At 44.2% G+C, this 19,480-nt stretch carries 18 protein-coding genes and 1 pseudogene; 12 read left to right on the forward strand and 7 right to left on the reverse strand.

Annotation, left to right across the window (positions count from 1 at the left end):
• Positions 1-16 precede the first annotated feature (16 nt).
• Positions 17-526, reverse strand: a complete 510-nt coding sequence (locus tag OH459_RS17575; RefSeq protein ID WP_269987820.1) for a GNAT family N-acetyltransferase — start codon at positions 524-526, stop codon at positions 17-19.
• 109 nt (positions 527-635) lie between these two features.
• Entirely contained in the window at positions 636-1,175 is a 540-nt protein-coding gene (locus OH459_RS17580; protein ID WP_269987821.1) for a TetR/AcrR family transcriptional regulator, read from the reverse strand.
• Positions 1,176-1,301: 126 nt separating this feature from the next.
• Between OH459_RS17580 and OH459_RS17585 the strand changes: the two are divergent.
• The 8 genes and pseudogenes from OH459_RS17585 to OH459_RS17620 form a co-directional block, all read left to right on the forward strand.
• Positions 1,302-1,553: pseudogene (locus OH459_RS17585) on the forward strand (hypothetical protein); the annotation flags it as partial.
• A 169-nt stretch (positions 1,554-1,722) separates the two neighbouring features.
• Positions 1,723-2,859: an efflux RND transporter periplasmic adaptor subunit gene (locus OH459_RS17590; RefSeq protein ID WP_005444921.1), complete on the forward strand. Its 1,137-nt coding sequence runs from the start codon at positions 1,723-1,725 to the stop codon at positions 2,857-2,859.
• Positions 2,852-4,123, forward strand: a complete 1,272-nt coding sequence (locus OH459_RS17595; protein WP_005444929.1) for a TolC family protein — start codon at positions 2,852-2,854, stop codon at positions 4,121-4,123. Before OH459_RS17590 ends, OH459_RS17595 begins: the two co-directional genes overlap by 8 nt.
• Positions 4,120-5,334, forward strand: coding sequence for an ABC transporter permease (locus tag OH459_RS17600; RefSeq protein WP_009698447.1), 1,215 nt, complete (start codon positions 4,120-4,122; stop codon positions 5,332-5,334). The genes OH459_RS17595 and OH459_RS17600 overlap by 4 nt, the downstream gene beginning before the upstream one ends.
• Before the next feature lie 2 nt (positions 5,335-5,336).
• Positions 5,337-6,620, forward strand: a complete 1,284-nt coding sequence (locus OH459_RS17605) for an ABC transporter permease (RefSeq protein ID WP_009698446.1) — start codon at positions 5,337-5,339, stop codon at positions 6,618-6,620.
• A gap of 19 nt (positions 6,621-6,639) precedes the next feature.
• Positions 6,640-7,332 carry an ABC transporter ATP-binding protein gene (locus OH459_RS17610; protein ID WP_045489523.1) on the forward strand — a complete coding sequence of 231 codons (693 nt, stop codon included), beginning with the start codon at positions 6,640-6,642 and terminating at the stop codon, positions 7,330-7,332.
• Between the two features lie 253 nt (positions 7,333-7,585).
• Positions 7,586-9,352 carry a hypothetical protein gene (locus OH459_RS17615; protein ID WP_045489706.1) on the forward strand — a complete coding sequence of 589 codons (1,767 nt, stop codon included), beginning with the start codon at positions 7,586-7,588 and terminating at the stop codon, positions 9,350-9,352.
• A gap of 228 nt (positions 9,353-9,580) precedes the next feature.
• Positions 9,581-10,852, forward strand: a complete 1,272-nt coding sequence (locus tag OH459_RS17620) for a hypothetical protein (RefSeq protein ID WP_061065229.1) — start codon at positions 9,581-9,583, stop codon at positions 10,850-10,852.
• Positions 10,853-11,003: 151 nt separating this feature from the next.
• Here OH459_RS17620 and ati2 read toward each other — a convergent pair whose 3' ends face one another.
• Positions 11,004-12,491, reverse strand: a complete 1,488-nt coding sequence (ati2, locus tag OH459_RS17625) for a T3SS effector inositol phosphatase Ati2 (RefSeq protein ID WP_269987822.1) — start codon at positions 12,489-12,491, stop codon at positions 11,004-11,006.
• A gap of 42 nt (positions 12,492-12,533) precedes the next feature.
• A complete protein-coding gene (ati1, locus tag OH459_RS17630) occupies positions 12,534-12,983 on the reverse strand; it encodes an Ati1 family type III secretion system chaperone (protein WP_005444944.1) in 450 nt (149 codons plus the stop codon).
• Positions 12,984-13,361: 378 nt separating this feature from the next.
• Between ati1 and OH459_RS17635 the strand changes: the two genes are divergently transcribed.
• Together OH459_RS17635 and OH459_RS17640 are read left to right on the forward strand one after the other, a co-directional pair.
• A complete protein-coding gene (locus OH459_RS17635) occupies positions 13,362-14,336 on the forward strand; it encodes a DUF1852 domain-containing protein (RefSeq protein ID WP_074050665.1) in 975 nt (324 codons plus the stop codon).
• A 28-nt stretch (positions 14,337-14,364) separates the two neighbouring features.
• A complete protein-coding gene (locus OH459_RS17640) occupies positions 14,365-15,393 on the forward strand; it encodes a methionine synthase (RefSeq protein WP_005444948.1) in 1,029 nt (342 codons plus the stop codon).
• Positions 15,394-15,480: 87 nt separating this feature from the next.
• Here OH459_RS17640 and OH459_RS17645 read toward each other — a convergent pair whose 3' ends face one another.
• Complete coding sequence (locus OH459_RS17645) at positions 15,481-16,374, reverse strand: DMT family transporter (protein WP_069687356.1); 894 nt, start codon at positions 16,372-16,374, stop codon at positions 15,481-15,483.
• A 177-nt stretch (positions 16,375-16,551) separates the two neighbouring features.
• Here OH459_RS17645 and OH459_RS17650 point away from each other — a divergent pair, with 177 nt between their 5' ends.
• Positions 16,552-16,743, forward strand: a complete 192-nt coding sequence (locus OH459_RS17650) for a hypothetical protein (RefSeq protein WP_005444950.1) — start codon at positions 16,552-16,554, stop codon at positions 16,741-16,743.
• Between the two features lie 41 nt (positions 16,744-16,784).
• Entirely contained in the window at positions 16,785-17,258 is a 474-nt protein-coding gene (locus OH459_RS17655) for a MarR family winged helix-turn-helix transcriptional regulator (protein WP_009698439.1), read from the forward strand.
• A 95-nt stretch (positions 17,259-17,353) separates the two neighbouring features.
• Here OH459_RS17655 and OH459_RS17660 read toward each other — a convergent pair whose 3' ends face one another.
• Together OH459_RS17660 and OH459_RS17665 are read right to left on the reverse strand one after the other, a co-directional pair.
• Positions 17,354-18,373: a DUF2955 domain-containing protein gene (locus tag OH459_RS17660; protein ID WP_005444960.1), complete on the reverse strand. Its 1,020-nt coding sequence runs from the start codon at positions 18,371-18,373 to the stop codon at positions 17,354-17,356.
• Between the two features lie 9 nt (positions 18,374-18,382).
• Positions 18,383-19,447 (reverse strand): HlyD family secretion protein, encoded by a 1,065-nt coding sequence (locus OH459_RS17665; RefSeq protein ID WP_005444962.1) that lies wholly within the window; start codon positions 19,445-19,447, stop codon positions 18,383-18,385.
• Positions 19,448-19,480 lie beyond the last annotated feature (33 nt).

Here is a 19,480-nt window from a genome sequence, read left to right on the forward strand (position 1 = left end):
CCGATTGATGTTGATATTAGACGACTTGTTCGTCTGGATGACTCCACATCAATGGATCAGAAAAAGGTCCCTTGATGGATGAAGTGGACTCACCAACCCCAGTTAACGCGCCTGCTGTTAACTCTCGTGCAAACCAGCAATCTAAAGGCGCATTGGACGTTACAGGTAGTAATACGCTGTGAGTCGTGTTGTAACGATTCGCATAATGCATCGGATCGCCCATTACAAAGATAGCGTCAGCGTTTAACTGCTTTTCTGCTTCTTCCATCAATCTTGTCGCATAACCTTTGCCTTGGAACTCAGGTAGTACCGCAAGTGGTGCAAGTACATAGCATTTTAGGTGTGGTGCTGCGTCAATCACGATAGGGGTATAGCAGGCGTGTGCTACGCCTTCGTAGACGATTGAAAAGCTGCCATCTGCAATAAGATTGTCGGCAAATTCTGCATAGAGTTTGGCGTGTCTCTCATCATATAGCCCACCGGCTTTCGCGAACGCTTCGTATTGAATTTGATAAGGTGTATTCATTGGTTTCTCCTTAGTTTTTATATTTAATTTACTAAACCGACTGACCGTGCAGTCAGTTAGTTTAATCAAAAAAATCACGCAACGAGATGTGCATGATTTTTTGGTTGGTTTAGCAGTACTTTTTGATGAACTCTTGCCTGATTTCTTCGATAGGGAAGTCCTCATTGAGTAAATAGTTCATGGCAATACCATCGATCTCCGCGATGAACATTTTTGTCACGACACCAGGGTTCGGGTGCCCCAGTGAGCGAAAAACTTCTTCAGTGGATACCTGTAAACCTTGGTAGCGTTCGTCTATCAGATCGACAACAATCGCTCTGGTGGTCGGGTGAACCATCACACTAAAATTGAACTGATAAATCTTGCGGTGTTCAGGAACGGTCATACCATCGAAGATCGAGTGGATCATTGCTTTTAAGCGATCGTCATTCTCTGATACGTGTTCATCACTCTTATCTGTTTCTTCGATAATCTGAGTGATATGAACAAAAACTTCTCTTAACAGTTCGTTTTTATTTTTGAAGTGGTGAAACACCAAGCCTTTTGAAATTTCAGCCTTCTCACAAATGGTGGAGACGGGCGTTTTCTCAAAACCATGCTCCGCAAATAACTGCGTTGCAACTTCAATGATCTGTTGTCTTTTGTCCATAGTACTCGCTCTAAATACCGACTGACCAATTGGTCAGTTTTGCGAATGATAGTGTGTTTTTTGATCTTCCGTCAAGTCTTAATAGGATCAAAACAGCAGTGTTGGCGCTTTCGAAGTGAAGTAAAAAGCATTGAGTCATTTCCAAACTGCAAAATCGAAGCGGTAGTGGGTGGCTTTCATCTCGTGGGCTTGCCCGTATTTAATAGTATTGGTGGTACTAAAGACGACATCAAAGCATTAGGTAAAGTCTTGTCAGAATATCCTGTTGAGAAGTTTTACACGGGTCACTGTACGGGGATGAAGGCGTATCATTTACTGAAAGAAGTGCTTGTTGATCGCCTAGAGCATTTACCAACTGGTCGCCGTGTTGAAATTTAACCAATGATCATTTTACGCCAAGTTCAGCGATTCACTCCGGCTATTGTCTTTTAGTGATTACATAGCCATACCAAATATGACAAATATCCTACATTAAAGCCGATATTATCCTAGAACTTTGTGTTCACGAGATGGTCACAAGACTACACAACAATAACTGGTATCAATGATGGCAAAAACTTGGCTTGTCTCTGCTGTGAGCGTTGCGCTGCTCGGTGGCGGTGCGTATTACTATCTGCAATCTTCGGCTCAGCCGGAAGCGTTTCCAACTCTAGCGGTGGAAAAAGGAACCATTGAAAAACAAGCGGTCGCTGTTGGTAATATTGTTCCAGCGCACTCGGTTTCTATTAAGTCACAAATTGACGGTATCGTTGGTGAAATCTATGTCAACGTCGGCGAAAAAGTAAAACAAGGGCAACCCTTGATTAAGGTGCGTCCTAACCCGACACCTCAAGCACTGACGGATGCGTCTACCGATTTGATGCGCAGTGAAGCGGATCTTGAATCAGCCAAACAAAAGCTTGCTAACCTAGAGAGCTTGGTCAAGCAGGACATCATTCCTAAAAACTATGACGAGTATGTGAGTGCGCGATCAGCGGTTAAGTCTGCTCAAGCGAATGTATTGCAAAAACGTCAGAACCTTGAGTTGATTCGTAGCGGCGAAGCCTCTATCGGGAATGCACGTTTGACATCGACCATTTATGCGCCGATTGATGGCACTGTTCTTAACCGTAAAGTGGAAGTCGGTGAGCCGATTATTTCTACACAATCAAGCCAAGAAGCAACGGCAATGATGTCACTGGCTGATATGAATAGCCTGATTTTCAAAGGCAGCGTGAGTGAACATGATGCTGCTCAGCTTTCCCCGGGCATGCCAGTTGTGATCACTGTCGCTCCTTATCCAGATGTTGAGATCTCTGGGGTGCTGACTAAAGTGGCCATTCAGTCTGAGAACTTAAACTCACCTGCTGGAAACGCATCCGCGAAAAGTTTCGATAATGGCTTTGGCGTTGAAGTGGGCGAACTAAGTATTCCGAAAGAAGTGCGTTTGCGCTCGGGTTTTTCGTCGACGGCAAAAATCACGCTAAAGAAATCAGAAAATGTTTTAACACTGCCAGAGCGTGCGCTTCAGTTTAATGGCGACACACCAAGCGTTTTGATCCCAGACACTTCTGAACAAGGTTTCCACTCACAACCAGTCAAACTCGGACTATCGGATGGAATTAATGTGGAAGTGCTTGATGGTGTCGAACTGAATGAAGAAATCATCGACAACAGCATGATGATGGGAGCCGCTCATGGCTAAGTTAACTTTGTCCAAATTAGGCTGCGCGATATTAGCTGCCACGTTAAGTTTGCCTAGCTATGCGATTTCTATCGAGCAAGCGTGGCAACAGGCAAAACAAAACGACCCAAATTATGAAAAAGCTAAGATTGGCGTGCAACTTGGCGAGGTCGGTGTTGACGCGAGTCGCAGTTCACTTTTGCCCGGTTTGACTGCCACGGCGTCTTCAAACTGGAGTGAGTCAGCAGACAATATCAACCGCTACGGGGCATCACTCTCTCAAACCATTTGGGACAGCAGTTTGTGGTCAGACTTAGACCGAGCAAATGCAAACTACCTTAAAGCGCAGTTGGAGTTGACTCAATCACATAACGAATTGGCGCAAAGGCTCCTATCGTCTTACCTGGATGTTGCGAGTGCGCAAGGCGATTTGCAACTGGCGCAATCTAAGCTAGAAGAAGGCAATAAGTTACTGAAAATAATCGAGAAGCGGTATCGTGCAGGTAAAGTGAAATCGGTTGATGTAGAAGAGATTCGTGCGACACAGGTTTCTGAACAAGCGGGTATTTTAAGTGCTCAAGCTGACTTAGAAGTGAAAAGAGCGACACTGGCAGCTTTAATCAACCAAACGCCACAAAATGTCGATCAAATTCGTACTGATTCGCTCATCCAGCCACCAATGTTGGTGAACTCCCAAGAGCAATGGTTGAAACTGGCAAAAGACAGCAGTCCTGAGCTATTAGTCGCTGCGCAAAATGTCAAAGCCAGTGAGTTTGCCAAAGATTCAGCGAAAGGTGGTTACTACCCCACGTTGAAAGGTGACATTGGTTACAACGATGATGATCGACGCAAAGACGGTGAGTTCAACGCTGGCATCACCTTGAGCGTGCCAATTGACCTCAACGGTGCAACGCGTGCGAAAGTTGATGAAGCGTCACTTAATATCCTCAGTGCGAAACAAGATTTACGTAAAGTTGAAATCGATATTCATAAGCGCGTTATCCAGCAGTTTACTCAGGTCGAGATCAACTGGAACCAAGTGCTGATGGCAAACGAGCTTGTGCTTTCTCGCGAGAAAGTCTTACGCAGTAAAGAGAAGCTTTACGATGCAGGATTGTTGGAAGTCTCAGAGGTGATCAGTGCACACAACAGTTTGTTTGAAGCCAAAAATAGCCTAAAAACCAACTTGTACAGCTATTGGCGTCAGCGCATTGGTTTGCTTCAAACCGCAGGAAAGCTGGATGATGACACGATGGCGTTGATTTCTCGAGCTTTTAACTCATGACCAATCTATTGCAGCAAACCTGGCAAACTTTGATGGCGCATCGTATGAAAAGTGCGTTGGCGATCATTGCTATTGCTTGGGGTGTCATTTCAGTGGTGGTGTTGATTGCGTTGGGAGAGGGTTTCTATCGTCATCAAACTCAACAGCTTTCTTTTTTGATGAACAACGTCCAAGTGGCATTTCCCTCAAGCACAAGTAAGGCTTGGCAAGGCTTACCGGCTAGGCGTCAAATCAGTATTTCACAAGAGCAAGTTGAGATGATCAAGAGCGCGGGTTTTGTCGAGGATGTTTCCAGTGTGTATGCCAAGTGGGATGGCAGCGTTACCAATGAAAAAGGACAACGTTTATCGAGTAATGTGAGCGGCATAGATTCGACGTATTTTTCACTAATGCAAAGCAAGTTTGAAACTGGCTCGCGCCATATCTCACCGAGTGATATCCACAATCACACACGCGTCGCAGTATTAGGTGATCAAATCGCGAAGATGGGTGCACTTACCACTGGTAATACGGTGAAAGTTAATGGCATTCCTTTTCTGGTGATTGGCGTACTCAAAAATGAGGACTCTGGTATTTCTTTTGGTGATAACCGTACCGTCTTCATCCCTCAAACGACCTATCGAGATCTGTGGAACACCAAGCCATGGATGTTGTTGATGAAGCCTGCCGCGGGTATGGATGCCTATTCATTTAGGAAAAACGTTGCTGACTTTTATGCGAAATTGCTTCATTTTGATCCTAACGATAGAGATGCGATTGATATGCCAGATTTTAGTGAAGGAGCCTCATTGATTAAGGGGATCTTCCGTGGCATTCAGGTGTTCTTGGGCGCAAGTGGTGCTATGACCATGGCTGTTGGTGCACTTGGTGTTGCCAATATTATGTTTCTGTCGGTGACTGAGAGAACAAGAGAGATTGGGGTTCGCTTGGCGATAGGCGCTACTCAAAAATCGATACTGAATCAGTTTATTTTAGAAGGGCTCATTCTTGTTGCTGTTGGAACCGGAGTTGGGCTGATGTTTGCTTATAGTATTGTGACCTTACTTAGCTCAATCACCCTTCCTGAATGGGTTGGTATACCGGTGATAACACTCGGCTCTATTGTATGGTCACTCTTAGTCACGCTGATTTTGGCACTGATGGCGTCATACTTTCCTGCAAGACGAGCCTCTCGTCTCACACCAGTAATTGCTTTGAGTGCGAGGGCATAATCATGCTGTTACCAATGAGACAAATCTTCCAAGAGATGTCAGCAGAAAAGTTGCGTTTAGGCTTAACGATTTTGGCGGTGGCATGGGCAACGCTTTGTATCGCTGCCATGCTGGCTGTTGGTGAGGGAATTCGACAGGGCGTGCTGAAAACGGCGCAAAATGGCAATGGTAATCTGATCTATCTGACTGGGGGGATTGCGACGGTTGATCATGGCGCTTTTCATCAAGGTAAATTTCTTACGCTTAAGATAGATGACGCTAAAGTCATCAAGGCATTACCTGAAGTAGCCAGTGTAGCACCCAGCGCGAAATGGAATGAAAACATCACAGCAGGAAACCGAGGATCATGGCAAAAGCCGCTCGCGGTTCCAACGGATTACGCATCAATGACTAATCTGAAGCCTTTACCCGGCGGGCGATGGTTGAATCCTCTTGATCAAAACCAGATGCGCAAAGTGGTTGTGCTCGGTTATTCATTAGCAGCGGATTTGTTCAACCCAGTTGATGATTTTAACTGGTTTGCCGCTGTTACCTTGCAAGCCGATCCGGTTGGTAAAAAGGTTAAAATTGGTAGCGAAGAGTTTACCGTGGTCGGGGTACTTGCCAAAAACAGTGGACGCGTTGAGCAAGGCGATGACATCAATTATTCGAGCTTTGTTCCGCTTGCGACTTGGCAACGCTTTCATGCAAATGGTGATATTGGTGGTATTAATGTTGAGCCAAAATCGGAGACCGACCGCAAGAGGTTGGCTGAAACCATTCGCCAAGTGATTGCGCGTAAACATGGAGCCAGTGTCAGTGATGAACAAGTCGTACAAGTGGAAGATATGTTCATGCAACAAAAGAGCATGCAGCAGTTCCTGATAGGTTTGCAAAGCTTTCTCGGCATTATTGGTTTTGTCACGCTAGCTGTGGCTGGTGTTGGGATCGCGAATGTGATGTACGCGACTGTTAAACGCTCTACCCGAGATATTGGAGTTCGTATGGCGGTAGGGGCAACGCCAACGGCGATCCGTCTGCATTACTTAGTTCAATCGTTAATGACCATGATGATGGGAGGCGCGTTGGGGCTCGGTGTTACCTACAGTCTCATTTCCGCAATCAGTGCCATCAATCTAGAAGGGAATGTCTTCTATGAGGATCTCGGTAAACCGGTTCCAGAACTTTCGTGGACTGTGGTTGCGATAGTGATCTCTACCTTGGTGTTTATCGGCGTCGCGTCAGCTTGGTTACCTGCCAATCGGGCAGCCAAAGTGAGTCCGCTGGAGGCACTACAAAGTGAATAATAATAATTCTGGAGAAAGCATGGTGAACAAGCCGCTTGTCGAGCTGACTAATATTTGTAAGTACTACGCGAGTGGTGAGGTTGAAGTACGTGCACTAGACGGCGTTGACTTAGCCATCAACCAAGGAGAGTTTCTTTCTATTCTTGGACCATCTGGCTCTGGCAAATCGACGCTGATGAATATGCTTGGTTGCCTGGACAAACCGACGGATGGTGAATACGTTTTGGGTGGTCAAAATGTTGCAAGCTTAACTGCTAATGCTCTAGCAGGGATTCGCAATCAAAAGATTGGTTTTGTGTTTCAGAGCTTTAATTTGCTTGAATACGCAACGGCTCTAGATAATGTCGCATTACCGCTTGTGTATTCGGGTATCAAAGCTAAAGAGCGTCGCCAACGTGCCGCAAAATTATTAGAACAAGTGGGACTAGGGGATCGACTCGATCACAAGCCGAACCAGCTTTCAGGTGGTCAAAAACAAAGGGTTGCGATTGCACGAGCTTTGGTTAATGACCCGCAAATTATCCTTGCCGATGAACCAACTGGTGCTTTGGATTCCAAATCAGGTGCAGAGATTGAAGCCTTGTTCAACCAACTTCATGCAGAAGGTCGAACCCTCATCATCGTCACACACGACAACGCTTTGGCAGAGCGTACTAAACGCATCATTACGATTAAAGATGGTAAGGTGATTTCAGACCGCAAACCGGATTAGAGATTGTCCTTAGGTGTCTATCGTTCGCTTAAGCGTTGATACTTAACTGTTGTTGATGAAAGCGCACTTGGATGTTTGTCTGAGATGCGCTTTTTTATTGAATATTGAGCGAAAAAAAAGCGTGAGCTAGGTTTTTAAATAAGCTTATCAATCTGTTAGATAAACTCTTCTAGTTGCTGAGATTGCGCTAATGTGCCATTGTCGAATCTACGTTTCATGCTAGCGTGATATGACCTTCATAGCGGATAAACTTATGCCAAATCCAACGCCAAGAAAAAGTGGAGATCTCCACGTTCAAGCGGTTACTTCTGAAATCCAGCACTATTTACAGGCGAAAACGCTTCCGAAAGCAGATGGGATTGCTTCGGGGACTGCGCGATTTATCATTGAGCAGCAAAGTAACATCTCTCAAGTCACGAACAAATTTGAGGCTGGCAACTCAAATGTCGCGCCTGATCTGACCTTGCATCTAGCTAATGGAGACGTTGTTTGTGTCAACCTGTTCAAAATAAGACCTAAAAGAGTGATACAGCCAAAGAATTTAGGAGCAAAAAGCTTTATTGCAAAATACTTTGGATCAGCTTCCCTTCAGAGTGAATTCAATGATTACTTTGCTAAGGTTTACCGTCAGTTTTTACTCGATAGTGCCAATCGCATAGTGGGTGATGTATCTAATGAGGCGACAGAACGTGAATTGAAGCGTTTACTAAAAGAGTCTTGTCCTAAGTTCACACAAGAACTTGAAGAGTTTCGCAGTAAGCTTCTTTATGAGCTGAGAGAGAAATGCTTTGGCTTGTTTCTGGATGAATATAACCAAGCGTCTGAAACCATCGAAAAGGCATTTAACTCCTTATTTATGACTGACTCCTTCAATGTTATCACTCAGTATGATGGCGAAAGGCTAAAGGATGTTGAAGAATTTAAAATTGATGTTCACGAGATAAAAAACGTCAGCATATCCAAGGTTGGCTCGAATTCCGTTGGCATTACTGCCGACAATATTACGCTGTTGATCCGATTTAAGTTTGAAAGTGGTCCTGACTCTGCGATCAAGCTAGCGACCAGCTACGCAACACCTAAAGCTGAGAATAAGATCGCTCAGGATAATGCGCGATCTTTGCAGCAGTTTAACGATGCTTTGTCTGTTACACATAAACCTGAAGGTGGGAAAGCGAATTCCAACGCAATCGGCAAGTGCTCCGAAGCTATTTTTTATGCTCAGCTTCTCAAGGTAAACCCAAATGTCATCCAGCTTGATAACCATGCGTTTATTGAGATGTTCGCGAAATATTCACCGGATATTACTGCTACAGAGTTCGAAGGGATACGAGCGACTTCTGTTGGTGCAGTGGATGGTTTAAGCGCGTTTTTGAAAGAAAAGCATGGTGACTTTAAGATCGATTCTATCGAGCTAGTGCCTGATGCGTATTTGGACAACCGCCTAAACACTGCCGATATTGAGTTAGTGCTACGAGTAGGAGATAAGTACGTAACGGAACCTATCTCTCTGAAGGCCATTGCTAAGGCGACCAATACCATTAACTGTAAAAACCCGGGTATTGGGCAAATTTTGGGGAACACTTATTTCGACCTCAGACAAGAAGAGCTCAATGGCACGCTTGAGGTGCTTAAAGAAACGTTCATTAATGATGATGCAGGACGAAGTAGGACGTTGGAATGCCTCTCGGGCAATATTGGTAAACAACTCGCTAACGCGGTAGAAAGTGAGCCACAAAAGCTTATTAAAGGCACTAAAGCGTTGTTGGGTAGTGCGCTGGTGGTTGTGGTCTATTATGCGGACAACAAGTATGCAGTGCTAGAACATGACTTTTCGATTACCAAAGTTCAGGTGCATCGAGACACTCCTTCTTTAATTCAAAACACCTTGTCTTGGTCTCATGGTGGGGATCAAGTGAGATTACGGGTCAAATTCAGTGGGGGTCAATCTCACGGCTGGACATCAATCAAGTTGGCATGCGCTTATACCTTTGCCAAAGAAAGAATCCGCAGTAATGTGTGATTGATATATACCCAAGTGACCTCAAGGCGCAGGATTCGGTGAGATTGGTTTAGGAATATGGATCGAATGTTTTCTGTTCAGCCCTTTGTTTGAAGGGCTTTCTACGGTTGAGAAGTTAAGTAGGTTGTATTTCTGCAACCTTTGTTTGGTCATATAAAACTTGCTTGTAAATGAGAATTACTTTCAATAACATGAAAAATCTCAGTTAAATGGACATCAGTATCTGGAATGCAGTCAGAATCAGTGACCAAAGTAAAGAATGCGTTTCTTTCTGGAATATGGGCGACCTTAGTCAGTATAGGCATCGGATTTACATTCAAAATCTGGCTTGCTGCTTGGGTGCCGAAAACCGACCTAGCCCTATTTCACAGTGTGGTTGATATCATCTCGCTTTCTATGATTCTAATGACTGGGTTTCGATCTTCTATGGTCGTTACTTATTCTCAAACTCAGAATGACACGGATATTATCAATATCTTTCGATTCACTCTGATTTTGGTTGTTTTGATTACTTGGGGAGGTGTGATTCCCTATATCAAACACAGCCTTAGTATCGGAGTGGAGTATCTTCAGTTAGTCGGGATAATCTTTGGTCTTGGACTTAAACTGTACTTTACGAACCTCGTCGCGATGTACCGCCTGTACGATATTACTAACCGTACGACTTGGCTTGACCCTTCACTCAATGTTCTTCTGTTTTTGTTCGCCTATTATGTTGCTGGATACAGCGCACTAACGGCATTGTTTTATGGGTTGACCATTTCTTCACTCATTACCGCTTTGTACATGTACATCAGCCGCCGCAAAGTGATTTCTACTCTCCCAATTAAACCGGTACGTTTAGATCCGGACATGTTTGGTTATGTGAAGAAGAGTTTTACAGCTACGCTTGAGGCGGGTGCCAGCATTCTGATGATCTACATCGCGGTGTTACTGACGATTCGTTACTTTAGTGTCGATGAGCTGGGGGACTTTCAGGTGGTAGTTCGCCCAGTATTTACGTATATGACCATGTTGTTTGTTTTCCCTATCTACCGGTTCGTATTGCCAGAGCTGTCGGTCAAAATCCGTAACGGGGAATACAAAGAGATTCAGTTGATACGAGGTTGGGTGTTTAAACTGTCGTTTATTGTCAGCGCTGTTTTCTTCACGACGATGCTGCTGTTTGGTTCAAACATTGTCGCTGGGCTTTTCCCACCGGAATATATGGGTGCAGTACCAGTGCTGTTTCATTTTTCTATCTTCTTTATTTTCATGATGCTCAACGCTTATCAACTTGCGTATATCAAAGCGAATGGTTATTTCAAAACCAGCTTGTTTATTCGCTTGTCAGGTATCGTGACCTTAGTTGTTATGTTCTACGTGATATCCGCATTTACCCACAATGTCGTCGCCATCATTGTCGCTTTGTGTCTTGGTTATCTGATGATGTTTATCTTATCGAGTTTCAAAGAAAAGCAGATTCGTGAATCACTATTGCTCGATCCGGTTCAACCGTAGAAAGCCGCAGTTAATCGGTCTTGCGGGGAAGTGGGAGGCGGGATTGGCTATGTCCTAAAACGCAAAAAGGTGACCTTACGATCACCTTTTGTATTCATCATTCCTATTCAGCTAGATAGATTCACAAATAGGTACTCTGGTTGCGTCTGTCTTAAAGGTTAGCAACGAACTGCTGGTTAAACTGAGCGTTTACTTTGTCACTTAGCTGTTCGTATTTCTCGCTCAATGCAATTTGTTGAGTCTGTAGTTGACCTGTGGTCAGGTTAGCTGTGTGAAGCTGACCCATCTCTTCCATAAAGCCACTTGTTAGCTGGCTAAAGATGGCATCTTTGCCGATGATAAAGCTAGCGAAGTTCTCTTTTACAAACGCTTGTTCATCACTACTCAAGTTTTCTAAACCAAGACGAGCTTGGTTCGCTGAGGTCACATCTTCAAACGTCGCTTTTGCCGGATCAGTACCAGGCTTTAAGTACGCTGCTTCATTTTTGAAGTCTGCTGCTGTATGTGTTTGTGCGTTTTCAATCAGCTTTTGAGAAAAGCCTCTTACTTCAAAAGTAGACTGTACTGGCTTATGGTCGCTGATATTCTCAAAACCTTCAGTGATAACACTGGTTTTATGGTTTTGTAAGTTGCCTGTTTTGTTGGTTAAGCCGGTATTATCGAGCTCACCGAAGTCAGGACGGTCGCGACCTTCTTTCTGTTTAATGTTGCCAGTGTGCTTATCAAGTTGCATGTAGGTGTGGCTATTAAGTGGTTTGAACTTAAAACCGTGCTTGGCAAGGTGCGTATCATCGTGTGCGACAGGATCGTACATTACGTCAGAACCTTCAGCGATACGCTTTTCACGCTCATTTAGGTCACCAGTGATCAGAACCTCTTCGTTCGGTTTGATCCCCTCCATCAACTTGTTACCTTCGAATTCACGTTTGACTTCTTTGTTAGAGTCCAAGTGTGCAGAAATGACGTTTAAGGCTTGACCATTGATCTCCAAAGCCGTTTTTACGCCACCCTTGTTACCAGTGATACCCATGAAGAATTCCATGTTTCGACCACCGATACCGTGACGGTATTCAGACTCTTTTTTGACATTAATATCAACTCCGTCTTTTGCAAAAACAGACATTGAAGTATAGCTAACACCTTCACCAAGACCTTTCGTCATAACTTTCATTTTGTTTTGACTCAGAAGGTTCATACCATCAAGCTCAAGATCGTTAGCAAGCAATTTAGACTCTTGTTCCGCAAACAAGACCACATCATAGTCGCCTTTTTGAATCAGGTTCTGGAAGTAGTTCTTTGTGTCTTCCGGCATCTTTTGGTTTGCTTGGTTATAGGTCAAAGTTAAGACCTTAACGTTGCCGCTGCCTTCTTTTTTATGCAGTTGCTGATTCATCTGATTCAGCTTTAAATCACCGTTTTTTGAAGAATCGGCTTTACTAAAGAAACGATTAAAAAAACTGCGATTCTCTTTTTGTTTTAGAGTAACGTCACCATCGCTATTTTTAGTTACGCTGTACTCTTTACCAAATACAGAACCAAATTTAACGGTATCGCCTTCTTTGGCGTTAGTTTTGATATTTTGAATATCTGCGAGGTCTAAATTACCTCGATGCTGGCTATTAATTTGAATTGTAGACATACATTAAACTCGTATTTTAAATAGGGGAATTAGCAGTAGAGATTAAATAAAGATCCCAGCAGGAAGTGTTTCTGGGATTGTCTCTGCGTTATCCGCTTGCTCAATAAAATGGTGCCATTGCTCCATTCTTTCTAACAGTTGCTGAAAAGTGTTCTGCACATAATCTTGAGGTTTGTTTGAGAGAGAAATAACCTTGTAGATAGTTAATCTTCGGCTATCAGGCATTAGACCGATACCAAAACCACCACGGAAAGGTTCAAGTGCATGTTCGCCAATCGCGATGGCAATCTTTTCTGGAAGAGGGGTTGGTAACTCCACAGGGCTGGTGAGAGACATGTGTAAGTTAATGGTGGCTTCGTTCTTAAATACGGTTAAGAAAAGTGCGTCATCATGGTTATTCGTATCCGATGATAACTCGCACTGAAATAATCCGTTTTCATCAAAATCCGCGCCGTTACCTAAAAAGCTGATACTTTCTTGATAAATATCCATTGTGTTCCTTCTCTGTATTTTTCTGATGGTTCTTATTTGAATGAGAAGAATTATAAAGATGAGGGAATCGCAAGATATTAAGTATGGACGTAAGTTTTTATAATTACTTTCATTCGCTTTGTTGGCTGGTTTTGTCTAAGCCATGAATTTCTTTCATGTTCAACGTGAAGTAATACCAATATTCTTCACGCAATGAAGCAAGTATAAAAAACAGACTGCTCTGGTGTCAGGCACTGTACAGCTGTTTTTGGTCCGAATCCTTCAAGATAGAACGCTGCACAAACTGACGATTGGGATAATCAAAAAACAAAACCATCCCCAAGAACAGAGCGAGTAATCAGTCAGCGTTTATCTAAGGAAATAGGATACCAAGTCACCATGAATAACGATTTCACCTTTGCTATCAAAAGCATTCGTTTTGATGAGAACTACCAACCGTCAGACAGCACTCGTATCACCACTAACTTTGCAAACTTGGCTCGTGGAAGCAGTCGTCAAGACAACCTACGTAATGCACTACGAATGATCGACAACCGCTTTAATGCATTGGCACATTGGGATAACCCGACTGGCGAGCGCTATTGTGTGGAATTAGAAATCATCTCGGTTGATATGGATATCCAAGGCAGTGGTGAAGCATTCCCTTCCATCGAAGTGCTTAAAACCAACATTGTTGACCGCAAAACCAACGAACGTATCGAGGGGATTGTGGGCAACAACTTCTCTTCTTATGTGCGTGACTATGACTTTAGTGTTTTACTGTTGGACCACAATAAAGACCAGCCGAAATTCAGTATCCCAGCAGGTTTTGGTGAACTGCATGGCAAGCTGTTTAAAGCCTTTGTGAAATCAGAATCGTACCAACAACATTTCCAGAAGCCGCCAGTGATTTGCTTGAGTGTATCGGACAATAAAGTGTACCGCCGCACGGAAAACCAGCATCCGGTTCTAGGCTTTGAATACCAGCCAAATGAATCGTCACTAACCGAGCAGTACTTCAAAAAGATGGGATTGCAAGTGCGCTACTTTATGCCGCCAAACAGTGTCGCTCCGTTGGCGTTCTACTTCTTCGGTGACCTTTTGAATGACTATTCGAACCTAGAGCTGATCAGTACCATCAGTACCATGGAGACGTTCCAAAAGATTTATCGACCAGAGATTTACAATGCGAACGCGGTAGCAGGGCAGTGTTACCAGCCAAACTTGAAGAACCTCGATCACTCGTTAACCCAAATCGTTTATGACCGCGAAGAGCGCAGCCAGCTTGCGATTGAACAAGGGAAATTTGCTGAGGAGCATTTCATTAAACCTTATCAATCAATCCTTGAGCAATGGTCTGCCGCTTACGCGTAATCAATTTAGAATTTGAAAGGGAATGACGATGAAAACACTATTACCGACTTCAACAGCAGGCAGCTTACCTAAGCCATCTTGGCTTGCAGAGCCTGAAACGCTTTGGTCACCATGGAAACTGCAAGGCGAGGAACTCATTGATGGTAAACGCGATGCGCTGCGTGTCTCTTTACAAGAGCAAGAATTAGCAGGCGTCGATATTGTTAGTGACGGAGAGCAAACTCGCCAACACTTTGTGACGACATTTATTGAACACCTTAGTGGCGTAGACTTTGAGAACCGAAAAACTGTGACTATCCGTAACCGCTATGATGCAAGCGTGCCGACGGTTGTAGGTCCAGTAAGCCGAACCAAACCCGTGTTTGTGGAAGATGCGAAGTTCTTGCGCCAGCAAACCAAACAACCGATCAAATGGGCGCTGCCGGGACCAATGACGATGATCGATACGCTTTACGACGCTCACTATGGAAGCCGTGAAAAATTAGCATGGGAGTTTGCCAAGATCCTTAATCAAGAAGCAAAAGAGCTTGAGGCGGCAGGTGTCGACATTATCCAATTTGATGAGCCGGCATTTAACGTCTTTTTTGATGACGTGAATGACTGGGGTATTGCTTGCTTAGAGCGCGCTATCGAAGGACTAAAATGCGAAACGGCAGTGCATATTTGTTATGGCTACGGCATCAAAGCTAACACGGATTGGAAGAAAACTTTAGGCACTGAATGGCGACAGTACGAAGAAGTGTTCCCAAAACTGCAAAAATCAAACATCGATATTATCTCGCTTGAGTGTCACAACTCGCGCGTGCCTATCGAACTACTTGAACTGATCCGTGGCAAGAAAGTGATGGTTGGTGCAATTGATGTGGCAACCAACGAGATTGAAACGCCAGAAGAAGTAGCAAATACACTACGAGAAGCACTTAAGTATGTCGATGCCGATAAACTCTATCCTTGTACTAACTGTGGCATGGCACCTTTACCTCGTGAAGTTTCAACTGCAAAGCTGAATGCACTGAGTTTAGGGGCGCAAATCATCCGTAACGAGATTGCTGACTAATTTTTGTATCGATAGTTAAGGATACAGAGAAAACCAAGACTGAGTGCTTGGTTTTTTCTTTACGCACAATGTTAACGACACCAGAGGTTAATAATTGATTGCTTCCTGCTCAGTAGGGAGCTTCTTCCTGTATTCAAAGAACTGGGCGATCAAGTTGCAGACGACCATTAATGTCATCACACCAATCTGTACGTGAGTCAGGGAATCTCCCATGAGCGTGACGCCTAAGATCATCGCCAGAATCGGGTTAAAGGTGCCAAAGAAGCTGAGCTCATTAGTGGTAATTAAAGGGATGGTATAGACATAAGCTCCGTAGGCCACTGAGGTTAACCCGATGACAATCCAACCCATCGCTAGCCATTGTTCTAAGTTCTCTGGCAATAAAGGAACCGCGATGATTCCCCCCGAAAAAATATCCCAATAGGCGAGAGGCAATAAAATGATGCCGCCAAAGATGAGCTTCCATGTCAGTAACTTCCACCAATGGATTTTCTTCATCACGTGTTTAGCAACAACACTTCCTGCAATCAATGCACTCATGGCACCAACCAAGAGTAATACCGCTGATAGGCTGATGGGTGCGCGGCTGGTTAAGAATAGATAAGCGGAACACGCCAATAGCACCATTGCCGACATCAATTGGATCATGGAGGGTTTGATTTGATGCGCGATCCCCATGATTGCCAAGCTCACAACAGGCAAAGCGATCATGCCTACTCCAACCAAAGTACTAGGCAGTCGCAGTGCTGCAGCGAATAACAAACCAAAAAACAACGCAATATTAAGGAAGCCAATTAAAAGTAGAGCAGGGAGCTCTGATAACTTGGGCATAGTTGGCTTTAAAATCAATAGGATGAAGCCAGCAGGTAGGGCTCTCCATACTGCTAGTGCAAAAGGTGACCAACCCACAAACTCTGATGAAACGACGGCGTAAGTCGTTCCCCAAAGTAAGGGCGCTAAGATTGCCAAGATGATTTTCATGCGTTGCCTCGATCCAGTTTTAAGTAAATTATGTTTAAGTAAACATAATTTACTTAAACATAAAATGAGGTTAAAGTCACCTTAATTGATCTTTTCTCTGATCTGCTGAATCTAAAATCAGATCATGCGGACGTCAGGCAAGAGAAAGGAGTAAAAGCATGAGTGAAATAAGAGGTGATGAAGGTGTTGGATTTGGTAAAAGCAGTGATTAAAACCCTAATAGGCTTTTTCGTAGATGTTTTCGCAATTTCAGTAATGGTACTATTTACGTTCGGTCTTATTCTTGAAGTTCTCTACTTCGATGCAAAGCTTGTTTTTAAAAAGCAGCATCGCCGTGTATGGCACAGTGGTGATAAGCAGCAAGAGTAGAATGGTATAGAGCGTTATTACACGGATTCATTATTTTGAGCATGACGAGCAAGCAAGTTGCAGAACAGTGGCTATCGATAAACCAAGAGTTGGACGGAAATGTTATTGAACTTGTGACATTGTTTGTTCGGTTTGGTACTTCACTTTCTGACGCCAGAAGCCACTTTTGCAAGAAGCATGGATTAAACCCGTCGGAGTTTGATGTTTTAGCGACATTATACCGTTCAGGCAAGCCTTATGAGCTGACGGCAAAAGCACTCAAAGAGCAGACATTATTGCCATCTTCAGGCGCACTATCAAACCGATTGGAGCGCTTAGAAGCAAAAGAGCTTGTCGTCCGAAAACATGATTTAGTTGATAAGCGCTCAGTTAAAATATCGTTGTCAAAACAAGGGCTAGCGCTGGTTGCCGCAATGGGACCCGAGTTTTTTGGTGAAATGGCAACGTTATTTGCAGCACTTCCCAATGAACAGCGACAATCGCTGTTGAGCTTGATGAGCTCACTTCAGGCATAAGCGCGTAACCTTAGTTAAGCATTACGGGATATAAAGCTCGAATGCCGCTCACAGTAAAGTGAGCGGCATACTTCGTTTTCCGCCTCAGACAAGGCTTAATTCAATTCCACGTTCTTCACCTCCGGATGCTTCAATAACATCACTCGAATCCAATGGTGTACTACCCACATCACCATGGCAGTCAGCAATACCGCAACAAAGATAGAGCTAAAACGGTACAAGATGGAGAAGAATGCGTCTTTCTGTTCTGGCACTAAGGAAGTGGTGAGTGGTACAGATAACGCCGACATTGCCGAGAAGGCGATAGCTGCTTTGACCTGACCTTTAGTCAGCCACAAGCAGAAAGGTCCCATTGCAATAGTAAACGCCAGCCAAAACAACAGACCGTAGCCAAACCAACTGCCCAAGATTAACTGCACCGCCATACCCGCGATACAACCTAGCGCTGTACCGATGATACGGATTTTTGCCATGGCCATTGAGCCTGCCAGTGTCATTGGCGTTAGGATGATGAGGATTGAAGCCTGCGCCGAAAGCGAGTCGTACAAATCACCTATTTGGAACACCAAAAATGCTGCCATCGCTACTACCCAACCCATAGCAACTTGGCTGATGTAGTCGATATCGCTTTTTACTGGCGTGGTCATTTCTGTTTGCAAGATCTTCGACTCTGGCTCTGGGAATAACCAATAAGCGAGAGCACAAACGAAGATGTTACTGAAAGAGATCACCCAAAGATTGACGTTGAACTCTTCAATATCCATGAAATCGTAGCTAGCAAAGTTCAGAACAATCGAGCCAACCAATAACCCCATGTAGCCAAATAAATACGTCTTTGGGTTCATCATTGCAACGCACTTAAACAACATCATAATGCCCACCGCAGCAAACATTAGTAAGGGATGAAACTGAAGGTATTCAAGAATAAAGGTCGCTTGTACTGTGGTCCAAATTGCGGAGAAGAAGACCATCAAAACTAAGGGTAAGCTGAAGTGGTCCATGCGTCCAAGAACGAACAATGGCAGCATGATGGCAAAAAAGCCGTAAGACCAACCAAAGATCATGCTCAATGCCAATCCCATTGAGCAGCCAAACCAAATACGTAGTGTCTTCATCACTGCCACCTAATAGATAAAGTGGAACCAGCTTGCGAGGTGGATCTGTGCTTGTGCCATCAGTTCCCAGAATGGACTGTTGTCTGGGTAAAGCACAATGGTGGCACGTGAACCGACGAATAACGATGAAGGAAGCGCCTCTTGGCTGGTCAAATTAACGCGAGTGCGCTGCGCATCACGTACCCAACGATTGTTTACTTCTACTTTGGTCAGTGCACCGTTCGGCGTTTGTTGTGCCGCAGCAACACCATAATCACGACTGGATAAATCGAAATCGTATACTGAGCCTGGGTTGGCATCGAACGCCACCATTGCGTGATAGTTTTTATCAACTCCTGCGACGGATTTTTCTCGAAAATCTGCTGCAACCCACATAGAACCAGTTGGGACAAATGTCAGCATTGGCATATTGGTGTTTGCCATGGTACCCACTTCTAACTGTAGGTTCGTTACAACGCCGTCGCTTGGTGCCATGACTGCCGTATTGGCAAGATCGAGCTGGGCTTTTTCAATGCCATTTTGGGCAATACGTACCGCAGTGCTTTGCCCTTTTTTATCCCCCAGTTGCGCTTCAATCACTTTCAGGTTTTGTTGTTCGGCTTTAAGTGCCGCGCGCGAGACTTGGTTTTGCGCGTAAGCGTTGTCTAGCGTGGATTGTGAAATCACCTTTTGTTTAGACAGCTTTTGTAATCGTGTGTACTCACGATGAGCGTTGTTATAAGTCGCTTCGGCGCGCGCAATGTTTGCTTGCGCAGCTTCACGTTGAGAGTAAAGGGTCGCTTCTTTTTCATATGCCGATTGTAGAGACAGTTTGGCTTGCTCTAGAGCAATCTTGTATTTTCTATCGTCAATCTTGAATAGGACATCACCTTGGTGAACTGACTGGTTATTTTCAATCAGTACGTCGGTCACTTTTCCTGAGACTTCAGGTGCAACTTGCACCACATAACCTTGCACTCGACCTTCGGTGGTGATAGGTGCGTGGCGGTCGGCAATAATAATGTAGAAAAATAGTACAATGAACAGGACAATAAGTGTTCGCATCCAGTGTTTGAATTTATGATCCGCTGTCATAACTGATACCTGAATTTATGGGGCTAACAAGCA

Origin of the sequence: Vibrio sp. MM46 (assembly GCF_027587135.1) — a bacterium.
Lineage (GTDB): Bacteria > Pseudomonadota > Gammaproteobacteria > Enterobacterales > Vibrionaceae > Vibrio > Vibrio harveyi.